We start from the raw sequence: 16,046 nt of genomic DNA, 5'->3' as shown, positions 1-16,046 counted from the left end.
CGCTTGTGTTTGTAAGTTTCAGTCAGTGGCTGTTGACTATTTGGTCTATATTCTCAATAGACAAGCTTTTTGGATATAGCCCGAAGGGGCTGGCGTAGTAATGAAAAAAGTGAAGCTGTTAGTCGTTGATGATGCATCCTTCATCAGGGACTTGGTAAAAAAAGCAGTTAAAGATCGTTTTCCTCACTTTATTTTTGAGGAAGCGATTAATGGCAAAAAAGCCATGTCCATGTTAGAGAAAAGTGAATACGACTTGGTGCTGTGTGACTGGGAAATGCCGGAGCTAAGTGGCCTGGAGCTATTGCAGTGGATGCGTAATGAATATCAGTACAATAAAACCCCTTTTATCATGGTGACCAGTCGTGGCGACAAAGAGAATGTGGTGCAGGCCATTCAGGCTGGGGTAAGCGAGTATATTGGCAAGCCTTTTTCTAATGAGCAGCTAGTAAAAAAAGTGATAAAAGTGCTTTCCAAGCGCCTTCCATCTAATGTCTTAGAAGGGAAAGCTGCTAAAAGTGCACTTGAGGCTAGCGTTTCCCAAGGGTCTATTTCTGCATTGGGAGCACAGTCGTTAGATGGTGAATCTGGAAAATCAGCTGCTGCCAAACCTGGAGCAAAAGCAGCACCACAAAAAGCGCCAACTCAAGCAGGATCAGTTGCGGCTTTAACTGGAGGAAAAGCAGCCGCTAAACCACAGGCAGCCAAAAAGCCAACCAAAGGCCCTGCACAGTTGCGGGTGCATGATAAAACCATTCCTTGTGAAATTCAGGATATAAGCCTTAAAGAAGCGAAAGTGATTGCTAGTCGGCAACATGGCATTCCACAGTTGTTGGATACAGCCGTAATAGACTTGCAACAGAACGATTCTGAGGGAGATATTGCGCGAATAAATTGCCTAATTCATACCCTGCAAGCACCAGAAAAGAATGCCAACGCAGAAAACATTGTGATTTCTGTGGTGTTTGTTGATGAAGATCCGCAAAAATTTGAGTATTTATCGAAGTTTATTGCCACTGGGTCTGGAAAAAAATACTGGTGATACTCCCTTCGCTTTAGGTACGGTGAACTTCTTTTTAGGTTTTATTCCACCAATTCTGGGCTGTTTTCACTGGCGATCATTGAGGGTGGGAAGTGGCAGATAAAGCAGCTGCCTTTACCTAACTCACTTTGTATTTCTAACCGGGCATTGTGGCGTATCAATACATGCTTCACGATGGCTAAGCCCAGCCCGGTTCCCCCTGTATTGATTGAGCGACTAGGATCTGCTCGATAGAATCGTTCGGTAAGGCGAGGGATATGTTTTGGATCTATCCCAACTCCGTCATCCATTACTGATAAGTGTCCACCACTCTCATCTTCCCACCAATGCACATCAATTTGTCCTTCAGCGGGGGTGTATTTAACGCTGTTAAAAATCAGATTGGAAATGGCGCTATGCAACTCCCGGTCGTGCCCGAACAGCTTCGCTTCTTCTGGGCAAACCAGCTGAATATGGTGACAGCGATCCCCGCTCAATGCTTTTGCATCATTAACAATATTGAACAGGACTTTATGTAAATACAGTGGCTTCAAATCAGTTTGCCGGTCACTGGTCTCTAGTCTTGATAGCAGTAGTAGATCGCTAACCAGATTTTCCATCCGATCGGATTGCTGCTGCATTTGTTGTAAAGCCCGAATCCAGCGCTCAGGCAAAATATTAGCGTTATCCAGTAATGTTTCCAGATAACCTCTTATTACTGTCAGGGGTGTTCTTAGCTCATGGGAAACATTGGCCACAAAGTCTTTGCGCATTTGTTCCAGGTTATGTAACCGGGTGATGTCTCTGACCAGTAGCAGGCGGTCATTGCGACCAAACAGAGTAATGTTGAACTGTAGGATGAGCTGATCATTGATGGGAGAAGAGACTTCAAGGGCTTCTTGGTAGTCTTTTTTATCGAAGTATTTAGTAAAAGCTGGGTCTCTGATCAGGTTTGTAATGAGCTGGCCCTGGTCAATAGGGCTTTTAAAGCCAAGCATGGCTTCTGCTGCTTTATTCCACCACTCCAGATTGCCCTGGTTGTCGACCATAATGACTGCGTCATTTAAAGCGGCTGTGGATTCTTGCACCCGATCAATTACTGCCTGGAGGCGGGCTCGGGCTTTTTGGTCACGGCGTTGCAGTCGGTAGATAGCATCGAAGATATCTCCCCAAATGCCGCGACTTTCAGGTGGTTCCAGGTGATTATGTTCACTCTCCTGGAGCCAATGGCTGAGGCGAAACACCTGTAATAGCGTCCAGCTTAGGTATCCAGCTAAAACGATTGCTAAAACCCAGGCTACTTCTCCAATAACTACTCCAAACAATACGCTGACTGAAACAGTAATAGCGAGCCGCTGAATAATTTCGCCCTGCCAATTAGCCTTCACGGTTAAGCCTTAGTTGAAAACCTGTAACCAGTGCCTCTAACGGTTTGGATAAAACGGTCATGGCCTGTGCCTAATGCTTTGCGTAGCCGCCGAATATGAACATCAACGGTACGCTCTTCAACATACACATTGCCACCCCAAACCTGGTCCAGTAACTGGCCTCGGGTGTACGCTCGCTCTTGATGAGTCATAAAGAACTGCAATAAGCGATACTCAGTAGGGCCCATTTCAGTCGGTTTGCCATTGATACTAACGCGATGGCTAATTGGGTCCAGCTCTAGCCCTTCAACCCGAATGGGTTCCTGTGGCTCTTGAGCACCGGAGCGTCGTAGGACTGCTTTTAGACGGGCAACCAGTTCTCTGGGGGAGAATGGTTTGGTGATGTAATCATCAGCCCCTACTTCCAGCCCTTGAATCTTATTATCTTCTTCACCTTTAGCGGTTAACATAATGATAGGAATATTGGCAGTAATTTCATCGCGACGGAGTCGCCTTGCCAATTCAATTCCACTGGTTCCTGGTAGCATCCAATCAAGCAAGATTAGATCGGGCTTCTTGTCGATCATTATGCTATGCGCATCTTGGGTGTTATCTGCTTCCAGACATTCGTAGCCAGCCATTTCGAGAGCAACTGCAATCATTTCCCGGATGGGGGCCTCATCGTCCACTATGAGTATTTTTTTGCCAACCATTTTCAAGCCTTCTCTCGCTTTCAAGTTGTCAGCAGAGCATTACACAGACTTAATGTTACATTTGCATGACATTCCTGTGGCTCTGCCCTGAAAGTGTTACCAATCCATGAGTTTTATGACTGTGGCTCAATACCACAGTGAGAAGTATTCCTAGTTATTACCTACAAAGGCAAAACTAAGAAACAGCACTATCACAAACTATTCCAATAAAGACAAACATGCCTGCCCAGTGATTATTTAAAAACGCTTTAAAGCATTGGGACCGATCACGATTTTTGATTAAATACTGCTGATAGATAAACAATCCAGCCATCAAGCCGATGCCAATAAAGAACAGCCAACCACGCTGAAATAAATAGCCTACCCCTGCTAACAAAGCTAGAGTAATTATTTGTAATAAGCCAATCATAAGTTTATCAGCTTTCCCAAATAAAATAGCAGTAGATTTGACGCCTATTTTTAAATCATCGTCTCTATCTACCATGGCGTAAGCCGTATCATAGGCAACTGTCCAGGCCAGGTTAGCCAAAAACAGCAGCCAGATAGCATGGTTTAATTCACCAGTTTGAGCAGTATAGGCCATAGGGATCGACCAGGAAAAAGCTGCCCCCAATACAATTTGGGGGTAATGGGTATAGCGCTTCATAAAGGGATAACAAACTGCTAAAGCCAAGCCTCCAAAACTGAGTAATATTGTTAGCAGATTGGTAAAAAGCACTAATACAAATGCAACAACACAGAGCACAACAAAGCACCATAGTGCTTCTTTAACCGTTAGATCACCAGTAATCAAGGGCCTGTTTTGGGTGCGCTGAACATGACCATCAAAGTCTCGGTCAGCAATGTCATTGATTACACATCCAGCACTACGCATCACTGTTACACCTAAACAAAAGATAATAATTAAGTGCCAGTCTGGTAAGCCATTTGCCGCAAGCCAGAGGCTCCATAAAGTGGGCCAAAGCAGCAGGTAAATACCAATAGGACGGTTTAAGCGGGTGATGCTAAGTAGGGCATTGAGCTTGTTGGTAGGGCTGTCTGTTAGTTCCATCCTGTTAGTCACTATGAATAAGCTCGTTTTACATTGGCTGGTGTTGTAAGGGTTTATTTACAGATTGCTGCATTGAAAAAATAGTGGGTAAAAACAGTTCGCTGACTGCTAGCTGACGTTGATTCACAATAAAAACTGATTGTCTGGCCCAGCAGTCTTGGTTAATTCTTGACGGTGTTAATGCTGGAGGCGTTATTGTTAAGGGCGCAGGCAAGACTTGCAACTGTTGCTGGGTAAAGTGAGCAAACGTAAAGTTTGGGTTTCGCTTAGCGCTGGCATGATTGAATAAAAGTCTGCCTAATGGTTCAGTATCCAAGCTAAGCAGCGGCTGACAGCTAAGCAGGCCGGTAAATGCAGGTATTACGGTGCGGGCATATACCACAGGTTGTTGGTTGGCATAGAGGATTACCTCACGGATAAAAGCTGATTGCTGTTTTGGGATGCCTAGCAGCTTTTGTTCAGAGGGTAGTGCAGGCTGCCAACACTGGCTGATCAACTTGACTGACAGGGATTCAAAGGTATCCTGCAAGCGTTGTGAGAGGGAACCAGTGAAAGTTAGCCAGTTTTGCCAGGGCGAAGGTATGTTAAGATGGCGTTGCCACTGGGCAGCTTCAAAAATGGATAATGCGCTCACAATGAAGTTTTTACTTAATACTGTTTAGTTGTCTGGCGCGCAGAATGCGATATCTTGCTATCAGTTGCAAGTTTTGAATAGAAGGATACCTCTCATAAACAGTTATGAGAGATGCTCTGAAGCGAAGTACAGCTGATTCAGTCGCCTGAATGATGAGATAAGTGAGGAGCCTGACATGAAAAAATGGCAATGTGTGGTTTGCGGGTTTATTTATGATGAGGTCGAAGGCTGGCCAGAAGAAGGCATTGCACCTGGTACTCGTTGGGAAGATGTACCAGAAGACTGGTTATGCCCAGACTGTGGAGTAAGCAAGTTGGACTTTGAAATGATTGCAATTGGTTGAGCTTGGATTGTATTAATGCATGTAGTTGTTAACTAAATGTAATCAAAAACTTCCATTTCGCCAGGTTGAAATAAACGACTAAATAGCCGACTTATCTAAAAAAATTTGCTAAGGTGTGTGTTTATCCAAACGCAATCAACTGATAAATTATTTTAAAGCGTTAGTAGTATAAGTTGTAAAGTAAATAAGCAATAACTAAAAAAATAAATCATTAAAAAGTATAATAATGGCATCTATAAAAATCTGCTTTTTTGACTGGGCAGACATATTAAAAGGCAGTTGCAGTCTGTTATTTAGTTGCAAATTCTGATAATCAGTAGCCTGGATACTTCATTGAACTAATCCCAAATTGTTGTGATCTGATGAAGCATTTAGGCTATGTCTAAACTAAGTAATAGTCTGGCCTAATTGTACTTTTGTCTTTCAATGTAAACTTAAGCCAGAACGAATTGTTTTTTAGGGGGAACTATATGCGCAAACCGGATCTTGTTGCTGCAATTGCTGATAAAGCAGATTTAACCAAAGATCAGGCTGGTCAGGTATTAACATCCATTCTTGATGAAATAACTCATGCTCTCAATCGCCAGGATAAAGTTGTTCTTATCGGGTTTGGTACTTTTGAACAGCGTCATCGCGGGGCCAGAACAGGGAAAAACCCCCAAACTGGTGAAACCATTCAAATTAAAGCCAGCAATACGGTTGCATTTAAGCCTGGAAAGGCATTTAAAGATGTTGTTAATGGTAATAGCTAGGTAGCTTGTTAAATAGTTTGTTCAGATTTAATAGGCCGCGAACAGGTTAGCCAAGAATAACTAAAAATAAACAATTAACTGAAAAACTATTTATAAAAGTGGTCATTAGCTTTAATAGTCAATACAGACCATGGGAGCGGCTATGAAATTTAGATTACTGCTCTGGATGATGGGCTTTTTAATGTCAAGAGCCAGTAAAAAAGAACAAAAGTTGAAGGAAAAAATAGCAGATAAGCAACTTAGCTTTCAGATAAAAACTCGCGATGGACAGGTTGCCAGACACTTTATTGTTAACAATGGCTTGATCAAGAGCCATTCGGGAGAGTGCCAGGCCCCTGCTTTCACCTTGGAATTTTCCGATGCCAACACGGGCTTTACCACCTTTACTGCCTCTAATGCGCAAGAAGCTTTTATGAAAGCTATCCAAAAGCAAACCTTGAAAATTATTGGCGATACCAAAGAAGTGATGTGGTTTCAGGGGCTAACCAAATATTGGATGCCAAAGGGCAAGAAAGGCAAAAGCTAAACATCATAAATTTTCAGTTATTTTTTTCCGCAAGGGGACTAAATATTTACTGCTAAAGCTGTGACAGGATCAGCGGGGAGGGTGGTTCTGTTGCATTAAGATGAAGTTAATATTGACATATTTATGCAAAATTATGACTTCATTGCCTAAGTTTATTATTATCTTGCTGTTGCTAGTTTGTATCAGTTTAGTTTGTCTACCCTATCTGATGTATTGGTATGGCTTGCTGAAATTGCCAACACTGCCTGAGCCACCCATTACCAAGTCTCTATCAATGAAGGCAAAGGCGAGTATCTGGCAGAAATATAACGGCAAAGGCCGTGTTTATATCGAGCCATTTGGTCCATACGACTATCTGGAGATTTTAACTTGCATTGCCAACATCCCCAGTGATGATGAAAAGCCAGCGATAATATCTAGCTGTTACCAGCAATTCCCTGGGTTTGAGCATGTAATGAACCTGGTGGAACAGTCGATGGGTAAGCCTTTAAAAAAAACATCCTCGAGGGGTAAAGTAGGCAGAGCTAATCAGCAGGTAAATGGCCAGCACTGGCTTAAGTTACAAGACATTCAGCAGATTATTCTATTTTCTTCTCAGGCAATTTGGATAAGCCAAAACTGGACCACTGACCAGATTTTGGCTTCATTAAAACTCTAGATAGGTAGAAGGGAGCAGAGCTAGGCAACGGAATTAAACGTCATATATAAGTTCTCTACTGCTTCACTTTTCTCGATTAAGTTGGTAATTGCTTCTTCAGCTTCTCCGGGCGTTAGTGAAAGCGTATTGAACATGTGCTCGGGAATAGGCTCGTCCAGGCCATCGCCAATGCCATGTTTACACAACATCTGTGAAGCAATATAGAGCAGGTAGGCATATTCAGCATGGGTTGAAACATATTCAATATCATTTTGGTAACGAATGGCTTTAGCCACTTCATCAGGCATATCCCATATTTGCATTAACCAACCACCAATTTGATCTCGCGAAACACCTAACACATGTCGTTCAATATCCACATAGTTAATATGAGGGTTGGCCTCTCGATAACGATTAATAAGCTCTAAGTGAGGGGGAAAGACAAAAGCTAACACTAAATAGCCAAAGTTATGTAAAAGCCCCCCCAGGTAGGCCAATCCGAGTTCAGGGCGTTGTTTGGGAGGGATTTTTCTCACCATCCCTTCAACGGCTAAAGAGCAGTAAGCAGCCTGTTTCCAATAAGGGGTGAAGCCCTCTGGCTCATTTTTAGGGGGGTTTAAGGTTTTGCCCAATGATAAGCCAATGGCTAGGTTAATCACTAAGTCGAAGCCCAGTACCCGAATTACCGCATCTTCAATCGAGCGAATTTTGCCTGGTGCTGCGTAGTAAGGTGATGCTGCCCAGCTAACCACTTGTGCCGCTAAGCTAGGGTCTTTTTCTACAACCTCAATCAAGTGATGAATATCTGCGTTTGGGTCTACTCGCAGTTGAATTATTTTTTGAGCAGTTTCAGGGAGTGGTGGAATTTCAATGGTTTGCTCAAGCCGCTGCTTGATTCTTAAAGACGTAAAGTTTTCAACCGCATTAGTAATATCCTGGATATCATCTTCCACTTGGGGAAATCGTTGGTGGATCTCCCTTACGGGTGTAGTGATATCCATAAAAGTGGCATTGCCGGTTATTCGTTTGAACTCATCATCCTTAACTTTGATATATTGGTGCTGAGTGCCTGAATCAATGTATATAAATTCGTTTCTCAACAGACTGTTTTCAACCAAGGCAGGCAGTCCGGTAAGTTGAGGAATTGCAGGTAATACCTCTAAGCCATGGTTGCTGTAAAGTTTCTGTAGGCTTCGGTAAGAAATAGCCATCAACTTACGTCCCAGCTTCTCGTTCATTTTCTCCAGGTCGATCATATGGTCCCGAGGGCAAATGATCTGTAGTTGGCCTTTATCATCTTCCAATACAACAGAAACAGCAGTAGCACTTTTAGGAGGGCGTTCTAGACTGTCACTGACATCAGCAACACGATAACGGATTTGCTCGTCATCCAAGATTTGCTGTACCTGTTTTGGAATAGCCATGTTAAGTCCTCTTTTATTAGCTAGGTGGAGATCTCCAGTAACATAAGTGTAGACGGGTATAACCGTTGGGGTGATTCAGCCTGAAGTAAGACTCAATTAGGCAGGAAATATATAAGCCCTGTGTCGATTACGGTTGTGAGTTGTATGGGTTTGCAGCCAAAGATGAAGTTTTAGAGTAGGATAAGTTTCGATCTGGTAGGGTTTCTATCGCTGGCATTTATATATTCTGCTGCCAGCACAAGAGTTGAAAGAGTCAACTAGCCCCTCAAACTAGAGGCTAGCAATTATAGTTAACTATTCATAAGTACAAGGAGAACAGTGCTTAGCTCTACAGCCTCGTGGTGCTTGATCGTTAGCGGCTTTCTTGGCAGCTTTACATGCTTGAGGGTAAGTTCCCCGCTTTAAAGTGGCACGCCCAATTACCGTAGTACCATCTAAAGAGCAACTGCGTTCGGCAGCATTGATATGAAAATATGTACACTTGGTTCTGGCTTTAATCCATCTGGAAGGGCTTGGCTCAATTAAATCATTAATATTATTACCAACATTGATATTTAATGTTGAGCTGTCTTCATTAGTTTCAGTATACGTAATAGTGGCATTAATATGTTCTGGAATTTGTGTTTGTAAATAATCAATTAACTGATTGGCTTCAGCTTCTTGGTAGCTAATATTATCACCTGCCTGTACGCCAAAACTGCAAGATAAAGCTAATAAAACAGAGGCAAGTTTTGTTTTGCAAAATTTCATAAAATCACTCCATTGATTGGTTTTGTCTGTGTTGAAATCGAATTATAAAGTTTTTACGTAGCAAATTGATTTTCGACCTTAGTTTAAGGGGGCTAGAAGGTTGAGTTTTAACTTGAAATGGTTGTTGGGTTTGGTTAGTAAATAGTTGGAAGTTTTTTATTTAAAAAAAACCAGGAGTATTACAATCCAACAAAATTAATTTATATAAACCAACCTATAGCCAAAGAGAAGGGTATAAATTAACTGTGATAGCTATATTACCAATTAATCATAATTGTGATTATCAGTGTGCTAAAATAGAACAAAAGGGTGTCTTTAAAAAGTGCATTTTTAGAGATACCCTGAAGTGCGCTAAGGAGGTAGTCACTATGATGCTAAAAACACTGGCAACTGTAATATTGCTATTAGGCGTAGTGGCGCTATCCCAAGGAGCTTCTTGGGGGCTACCTATCATCTTAGTCTCTTTGGTTATATTCCAAACTGCTGGTGAAATAAGTGACCAGTTTAATCCACTCCCTAAATATGACCTGGCTAAACTAAAAGGTGCCTGGGTACAACAACCTAGCAAACCTAATTTGAAACGGCAGAAGAGAAGAGCCACCAGGCCGGTACATGCGCATTGAAGTGATTAAGTAAAAGGGTTTAAAAGTTTTACTCCTGTTTGGGTGAAGTCATTAGTGTTTCTGGTGACAAGCGTTAAGCCATAAGTTAATGCTGTCGCTGCAATTTGTTTATCGATGGCATTTTCATGGTGGGGTACCCTTAACCTTCCCCATACATTTGCTTCTGTTTCAGAAAACTCCAGAATATTATTAGAGAAATTAACAATAATATTGTTTAGCCACTTTTCCAGTTGGTTGGCTTGTTTAATATCGCCACGATGGCGTATTTTTTCTACGCCTCTGCGTAGCTCTCCTATAGTAATGACACTAAGATAGATTCTTGCATCCTCACGTTCTGTCTTTTTGAAAAAATCTACTACTCCAGGGTTTGCTTTATTAACTTTCCTGACTTCACTGATTACATTAGTATCAACTAAATACATCGGTCTCTTGGTCGTCCTGCACACGCTCAAAGTCTGAATCAAGACCTACATTGGGTATAGTTTGTAATGCTTCAACAAAGCTTTTCTTTTTTGGCCTTAATAGGGCTGCTTCAAGAATTCTGCGGTGTTCAGCTTCCGCACTAATACCATGCTTGCCTGCCAAGGCTTTGAGAGCTTTTACGACATCATCATCAATATTACGAACAACTAAATTTGCCATCAGCCACCTATAGGGGTTAAAGGTTAACTTTTAGGCTGATGATAGCAATGATATCATTCGAGTGCAATCAATGATTGCACTAGATATTATTTTTTCTTCCGGTTGGTCTTCCTGGATTTTTTAGCCATTTTTTTCTTGGCTTTTTGTTTTAATGCCTTAGCTTTGCTGACTTTGGTTCTAGGTTCATTCTCAGGCTCATTGTCTAACAACATATCTTCTGAAAAGGCGCGTTGTAGCATCATGCTTTGGTTGTACTCTTGCATGTACTGATTAAGGCTGTCCTTGTCGCTTATATCATAACCTGCTTGTTGAGCACCCATCATGAACTGCTTTGCCATCCCAAAACGAGAAGGGTCATTCATGATGCTTAGGTAGTCGGCTTGAAGGTCTTCTAATAATTGAATAATTTTGTTTTTGTTGCTTAGTTTGTAAACACGGCCAAGGTAGTGCCAAAAAGCAATAAGCTCTGGAATTACTTCAGTGGCGTCTTCAGGGGCTGATAGTGAGATTTTTCTAGGGAATATATCAGTGACTATTTCATCGGCTTCAGCCACTGACATTCTAGGAAGGGTTGTACCAATATACTGATAACCAAAAAATATAAACTGACAACACCAGTAGCCTGGATCATTGTCTTTGCCCTGTAGGGCTTCACCCTCTGGGGATTGCAAAAACTCCTTCGTGATTTCTTCTGCATAATCTTGAAGATCATCATTGATGTCTTCATCATCATCTGCAAACTTGTCTAACTCCTTAATATTAGTAAGCATGATCCACCCATATAGATTGAAATAGCCGACAATTAAAGTGGCCGAGAAAGTATCATGAGCAGTGAATAGTCGTCAAAAAAAGTAAAGAACTTGAGGTGTCAAAGAATCACCTGCTTTAGACTAATTGGTTAATTATTACTAACAAAAACCACTCAACAGCTAAAAACCAGTTAAAAAACAACCAAGAATACGCCGGGATGAGTATTTAATAACCAAGTGAAACGGGTGATGCCGTATTTTCATACAACAAAAAATGTACAGCTTCAGTGGAATGAATGCTGGCTAGTTCTTATTCTTGAGGCCATCCTTGGCTGCTTTCAACATAACTAGGCAGGTTGCTTTAATGGCTTAAGGTAGTCTCTTACTAAGCCACTTTCTCTCTTCCATAAAACAGAGTCTATGATGTAGTGATGTATATTAATAAAGAGAATAAAGCTTAATAAAAAGAATAGTGCATCGCCAAAGCTACTTGGGGCTCCTAAGGTGCTATCTAGGTAGTCAGGTATAAAGTAAAAGCCTAAAGCGGCTAAAATAAAAGCGCTACCCCACCAATTAATCATTATTTTCTTCTTTGCATTCGCTTGATCTTTCTGCTTTTCTAAATTAGTTACAACATTGCTTGCGAAAAGCATGTACTGCAGGGAGTGGAACATCGGAATTAGTAAGGCATATTCTGTATGGTAAAACACAGGTAGTAACCATACATATTGAATAAATAAACCCAGCAATCCGCTTGGGCTGTCTTTAATTCCTTGATAACGGCGGAGGAAAAAATACCCAATTAGGAATACTAAACCAAGGCAAGCTAAGACTTGGAATGTTTGAATAAGGGTTGTGGATACAGTAGGGATGGGATATTCAAGGTTCCAATATTGGCCGAAACCATTGATCGAGTTGAAAATGTTTAAAAAAGAAGCAAACCATAATAGATGGAGGCATAATCTAATAAGTTCTTGAGCTTTTTTAGAAAAGTATACTTTTCTGATTGAAGAGTGAACAATTAATATCCCAAAACCTTGTTTAACATAGTGCCAGCCAACCAGAAAAAACATAGTGTAAAGCATTAGAACCATCAGAGTAGCATTGTTAAAAAACCAAGCTAAAACAAATGTAGATACTAAAGCTATGGGAGTAATTATACCTGCAAATATAAAACGAGGCTCTTTGGTTACACGGCGACCAGCTAAACGATAAAACAATAAATAACTAATGAGGAAGTGGGGGCCATTAATAAAGAATGCTAACAACCAAGTTAGATACCATAGGTCAAATCCTTTAAACCAAGGCTCAAATAGCACAACTATGGCTAGTGCCACTAGCGACAAGCCTCCAACAATTAAAAAGTCAGCTTTTGGGTTAGTTAACCCAACACTGGGCTGATTCATAGCTCTACCTCTAATACAGCATCAGTATTCTTTTGTTAAGGAAGTACTGAAAATCTAGTCAACAATAGATTGATTAATAGTCAAGGTTAAAAATTGATCGGCTAGAACAAAATATGAAGACATACTAAATTACTTAGTTAGTGCTTTATTATTGTAACAGTAAACAAATAGTACATGGTGGTAGGAAGGATTGGAAAGTCTAGCAGGACGAGATGTTTATATTTTGGGATTGGCTGATAAGTAGTCATTTAATACTTATAGCTTAAAAAATCATAAAAACAGCCAGCCATTTACTAAAAACAGGTTGTTAATGAATCAATTTGCATCAGAAACACTCAAATACGAGTAGTTTTGTACTACAAAATATGTACAACTTAAGCTGTTTAAGTTTTAACTAGTTGTTATTCGCTATAAGAATTTCATCAACAAATTGCAAAATAGCCATTAATTAATGCATAATATTTGGCACATGTTGTATTAGCCTTTGCGAATACTTCTTAGGGGCTGTTACCTGCGCTGAGCACTAGGACGGTGTAAATGCAGTTTATGCAGGAGCAATAAACTGCCTGCACCCTAGTCACCTATTATTTATAGGCTCCTAGGGCTTCATCGCTTGTTGCCTACCCTAAAAAATCTTCGCTGTGGCTAATTTGACTGAAAATTGTAGGATAGATCGACACTATCCTTTTGTCGGAAAACAATTGTGCTAGTAAACTGTGAACTATTCTACATTTTTTGTCGTATATTTCAACATGTATGGTATTGAATAGGTCGATTAAGTGTAAATGCGCTGAATTCCTTGGCTGATGGGCTAAGAGATGGGCTCGTTAAGTAGTACTGTACTTAAGTGCTCGCATAAAAAATGCTCATAACACACTTGATGTCTAATAAATACACAAAGAGTAGTTAAATTTTAGTACGGAGTGAGACTCAAACAATGAAAAGAAATCAGCAAGGCTTTACGCTGATAGAGCTGATGATTGTGGTAGCAATTATTGGCATATTAGCGGCAGTCGCCATACCTGCTTATCAAAATTACACAAAAAGATCCCATGTTTCTGAAGGTTTAAACTTAGCCGCAGGAGCTAAAGCAGCAGTTGCAGAATACTGGGCTGTTAATGGAAATACACAACTTCAAGCTTTAACTGACGCTAGTGCACCAGCTGCTGTTGGTTGGGCTGGCGCTACTGGAAATGCAGTATCAAATGTAGTTGTTGGTGCACAGGGTAAAATCACTATTACCTATGATACTGAAGTGAAAAGTAATGCTCAGCTAATATTAGCTCCTTCAGACCAAAATGGCTCATTGCAATGGGCATGTCAAAAAGGAACTGACATGGAAGACGCTTGGGTACCAAGTAACTGTAGAGCAGCAGCTGCTGCAGCTAATCCACCAGCTAATCCACCAGCTAATCCGCCAGGCTAGCATAGGGGTATAGTTTGAAGGGGCAGGCAAATGGCTGCCCTTTTATTTTTATTTTGAAAATATTTACTCAGTAAGTTGAGTCATGTATTTAACGGTTGTATTTATTTTGATACCTAACAGTTTTTTACCCAAATAAACAGAAGAATAACCAAACTCACCGCCACTTCCAGAATGCTTTCCTTGTTCATTTAATAGATATTTTCTTACACCATAATCATTACTAGCGAGTAGCTCTGAAGTATCTCTTATCCCTGCATGAAAGCCGATTTGACCTTGAGCAAATCCTTGGTTTTTTAGCCATGTCTCTTGCTCTCTATTAGCATAATAACTAGCAATGTGATGTATTTTTATACCTTGAGTTGAGTAAAGCTGATTGAGCTGGTTAGCTACTTTTTTTTGACTGGCTTGGTTGCCACCGCTATCACCAATAAAGAAAATATTTTTAAAACCATGCTGGATAAGACTTTGGGTGGTTTCGGTTAATATAGCTTCAAAAGTTGCTTCACTAATTGATAAGGTGCCTGCAAACTGCATATGACCTTCAGGTGGGTTTATATTTCCCTCTGGCACGTATTTGATAATTGGTGTAATTAACGTATTACCTACTTGTTTGGCAATAGTTTCTGCAGTTGTTTTTAGTACATAGTTATGTTTCCCTAAAATCATATGGGCACCATTTTGCTCCGTGCCACCAGTAGGAACGAGTGCGTTAACATAGCCTTGGGCGATTAAAGATTCGACCTCTGGTGATGTTAAATCTTCAAGCCAAACTGATGTGGGAATCTTTTGATTGGTAATGCTTTTAAAACCAAGCAAGCTAATTGTAGCAACTAGCAAAAGCGTTATTAGTTTGTGTTTTTGAAAATTTTCAATAAAGGGGATGGTGAATAACTTAATTGGGTTACTGAATTTATCAGAGTCTGAAACACCAAGCCTAATTTTTTCATTTGGTTTAGGTACATAAAGTGTACCAAATAGGCGGTCCCATACAGAAAGAATAAAGCCCATATTCTTATCAATATGAGGCTTTAGGCAACTATGATGAACTTGGTGCATAAATGGGCTAACCAGCCATTGACTTACTTTTTTAGCATAACCAACAGGTATATGGGAGTGGCGCAGGTTATATCCTAACAAGTAAAAAACAAATAAGAAGACATTAAGCCCATAAACTAACAGTGTATTTGGCTGGTAATTAAACAAGGTGGTAAATAAAGCACTGGCAATCGACATAAAGGTCATGGATATAGTCATGTGCAATAAATCATCAACTGGGTGCATTCGGTATACTGTCATAGGGGTTAGCACTTCAGCTGAGTGATGCACCTTATGGAAGGTCCATAAGAAAGGTACTTTATGAAATAAATAGTGGGCAAGAAATAACCCAAAATCCATAGCAAGGAGGGAAACAAATGAAAAGGTGGCCAGCCAAATAAGATTACTGTTATCTGCAAAAGTGATTGGCTGCAGTACTAAGTGGTTGGTTAGCCAAGGGGTGATTTGATGGTATAGCCAGCCATTGATAGGTACTAACAGTAAAATGAAAATAACTTTTTTTAAGAAGAAGTAAACATAGTCAATTTTAGCTGATTTATGTAATAGAACGGATTTAGGAAAAAGTAACTGGAAAAGCTCTTTCGTCTTGGGGTTACCATGAGTTTTTTTGATAAACAGCAAACATATGATCAGGCTACTTAAAATATAAAGCCAGTATAGCCGCTCGGTTGATTGAATAAATGGAATGAATGAAGAGTACAGTTGTTCCCAGCTCATTTTTTATACTGCTACCTAACATCTTATTGTCAACGCGTTATTGTATGTGTTGTGTGGGCAGTTGATAACCTATTTTTAAAGCAAATTAGATTTATTTCTTCGGAGTTGATATAGCTTGTTGTCTTACTTGTGAGTGTTTAGTCTAGTTGGTCATGTCATCAAGGATTCATATAAGCCGCTTATTTTAGCAACAAAATTAGGAAGGGATGTGT

The 16,046-nt window shown here is 40.5% G+C and carries 18 protein-coding genes; 7 read left to right on the top strand and 11 right to left on the bottom strand.

Annotated features, from left to right (window positions below; all coding sequences use genetic code 11):
* Positions 1-100: 100 nt before the first annotated feature.
* Positions 101-1,039 (top strand): response regulator, encoded by a 939-nt coding sequence (locus G4Y78_RS26745; RefSeq protein ID WP_163836013.1) that lies wholly within the window; start codon positions 101-103, stop codon positions 1,037-1,039.
* 41 nt (positions 1,040-1,080) lie between these two features.
* Here the strand turns inward: G4Y78_RS26745 and phoR are convergent, their stop codons facing one another.
* The 4 genes from phoR to G4Y78_RS26725 form a co-directional block, all read right to left on the bottom strand.
* Positions 1,081-2,406 (bottom strand): phosphate regulon sensor histidine kinase PhoR, encoded by a 1,326-nt coding sequence (gene phoR, locus G4Y78_RS26740; protein ID WP_163836012.1) that lies wholly within the window; start codon positions 2,404-2,406, stop codon positions 1,081-1,083.
* A gap of 2 nt (positions 2,407-2,408) precedes the next feature.
* Positions 2,409-3,098, bottom strand: coding sequence for a phosphate regulon transcriptional regulator PhoB (phoB, locus tag G4Y78_RS26735; RefSeq protein ID WP_163836011.1), 690 nt, complete (start codon positions 3,096-3,098; stop codon positions 2,409-2,411).
* A gap of 175 nt (positions 3,099-3,273) precedes the next feature.
* Positions 3,274-4,149 (bottom strand): 4-hydroxybenzoate octaprenyltransferase, encoded by an 876-nt coding sequence (ubiA, locus tag G4Y78_RS26730; protein WP_163836010.1) that lies wholly within the window; start codon positions 4,147-4,149, stop codon positions 3,274-3,276.
* A 28-nt stretch (positions 4,150-4,177) separates the two neighbouring features.
* The gene (locus G4Y78_RS26725) at positions 4,178-4,783 is read right to left on the bottom strand and encodes a chorismate--pyruvate lyase family protein (protein WP_163836009.1); all 606 of its coding nucleotides are present in this window, start codon (positions 4,781-4,783) and stop codon (positions 4,178-4,180) included.
* A 175-nt stretch (positions 4,784-4,958) separates the two neighbouring features.
* Here G4Y78_RS26725 and G4Y78_RS26720 point away from each other — a divergent pair, with 175 nt between their 5' ends.
* From G4Y78_RS26720 to G4Y78_RS26705, 4 genes are all read left to right on the top strand, one after another.
* A complete protein-coding gene (locus tag G4Y78_RS26720; protein WP_163836008.1) occupies positions 4,959-5,126 on the top strand; it encodes a rubredoxin in 168 nt (55 codons plus the stop codon).
* A gap of 470 nt (positions 5,127-5,596) precedes the next feature.
* A complete protein-coding gene (locus G4Y78_RS26715; RefSeq protein WP_163836007.1) occupies positions 5,597-5,878 on the top strand; it encodes an HU family DNA-binding protein in 282 nt (93 codons plus the stop codon).
* A 142-nt stretch (positions 5,879-6,020) separates the two neighbouring features.
* On the top strand, positions 6,021-6,404 hold the full coding sequence (locus G4Y78_RS26710) for a helicase (protein WP_163836006.1): 384 nt from the start codon (positions 6,021-6,023) through the stop codon (positions 6,402-6,404).
* A 133-nt stretch (positions 6,405-6,537) separates the two neighbouring features.
* Complete coding sequence (locus G4Y78_RS26705) at positions 6,538-7,062, top strand: hypothetical protein (protein ID WP_163836005.1); 525 nt, start codon at positions 6,538-6,540, stop codon at positions 7,060-7,062.
* A 20-nt stretch (positions 7,063-7,082) separates the two neighbouring features.
* On the opposite strand, the gene G4Y78_RS26700 is transcribed toward G4Y78_RS26705, so the two are convergent.
* Both G4Y78_RS26700 and G4Y78_RS26695 read right to left on the bottom strand, forming a co-directional pair.
* Complete coding sequence (locus G4Y78_RS26700; protein ID WP_163836004.1) at positions 7,083-8,465, bottom strand: HDOD domain-containing protein; 1,383 nt, start codon at positions 8,463-8,465, stop codon at positions 7,083-7,085.
* A 294-nt stretch (positions 8,466-8,759) separates the two neighbouring features.
* Positions 8,760-9,215: a hypothetical protein gene (locus G4Y78_RS26695; protein ID WP_163836003.1), complete on the bottom strand. Its 456-nt coding sequence runs from the start codon at positions 9,213-9,215 to the stop codon at positions 8,760-8,762.
* A gap of 368 nt (positions 9,216-9,583) precedes the next feature.
* On the opposite strand from G4Y78_RS26695, the gene G4Y78_RS26690 reads away from it, so the two are divergent.
* Positions 9,584-9,838: a hypothetical protein gene (locus G4Y78_RS26690; protein WP_163836002.1), complete on the top strand. Its 255-nt coding sequence runs from the start codon at positions 9,584-9,586 to the stop codon at positions 9,836-9,838.
* Between the two features lie 5 nt (positions 9,839-9,843).
* On the opposite strand, the gene G4Y78_RS26685 is transcribed toward G4Y78_RS26690, so the two are convergent.
* The 4 genes from G4Y78_RS26685 to G4Y78_RS26670 all read right to left on the bottom strand — a co-directional run bounded on the left by G4Y78_RS26685 (position 9,844) and on the right by G4Y78_RS26670 (position 12,548).
* A complete protein-coding gene (locus G4Y78_RS26685; protein ID WP_163836001.1) occupies positions 9,844-10,260 on the bottom strand; it encodes a type II toxin-antitoxin system VapC family toxin in 417 nt (138 codons plus the stop codon).
* Entirely contained in the window at positions 10,247-10,480 is a 234-nt protein-coding gene (locus tag G4Y78_RS26680; protein ID WP_163836000.1) for a FitA-like ribbon-helix-helix domain-containing protein, read from the bottom strand. Before G4Y78_RS26680 ends, G4Y78_RS26685 begins: the two co-directional genes overlap by 14 nt.
* A gap of 86 nt (positions 10,481-10,566) precedes the next feature.
* Positions 10,567-11,250: a hypothetical protein gene (locus G4Y78_RS26675; RefSeq protein ID WP_163835999.1), complete on the bottom strand. Its 684-nt coding sequence runs from the start codon at positions 11,248-11,250 to the stop codon at positions 10,567-10,569.
* 326 nt (positions 11,251-11,576) lie between these two features.
* Complete coding sequence (locus G4Y78_RS26670; protein ID WP_163835998.1) at positions 11,577-12,548, bottom strand: hypothetical protein; 972 nt, start codon at positions 12,546-12,548, stop codon at positions 11,577-11,579.
* Positions 12,549-13,572: 1,024 nt separating this feature from the next.
* Here G4Y78_RS26670 and G4Y78_RS26665 point away from each other — a divergent pair.
* Positions 13,573-14,061 carry a pilin gene (locus tag G4Y78_RS26665; protein WP_163835997.1) on the top strand — a complete coding sequence of 163 codons (489 nt, stop codon included), beginning with the start codon at positions 13,573-13,575 and terminating at the stop codon, positions 14,059-14,061.
* A gap of 63 nt (positions 14,062-14,124) precedes the next feature.
* Here G4Y78_RS26665 and G4Y78_RS26660 read toward each other — a convergent pair whose 3' ends face one another.
* The gene (locus G4Y78_RS26660) at positions 14,125-15,834 is read right to left on the bottom strand and encodes a creatininase family protein (protein ID WP_163835996.1); all 1,710 of its coding nucleotides are present in this window, start codon (positions 15,832-15,834) and stop codon (positions 14,125-14,127) included.
* Positions 15,835-16,046: the final 212 nt, after the last annotated feature.

Origin of the sequence: Spartinivicinus ruber (assembly GCF_011009015.1) — a bacterium.
GTDB lineage: Bacteria > Pseudomonadota > Gammaproteobacteria > Pseudomonadales > Zooshikellaceae > Spartinivicinus > Spartinivicinus ruber.
Note: the sequence above shows the minus strand (reverse complement) of the source record. Positions and strands in the feature narration are given on the sequence as shown.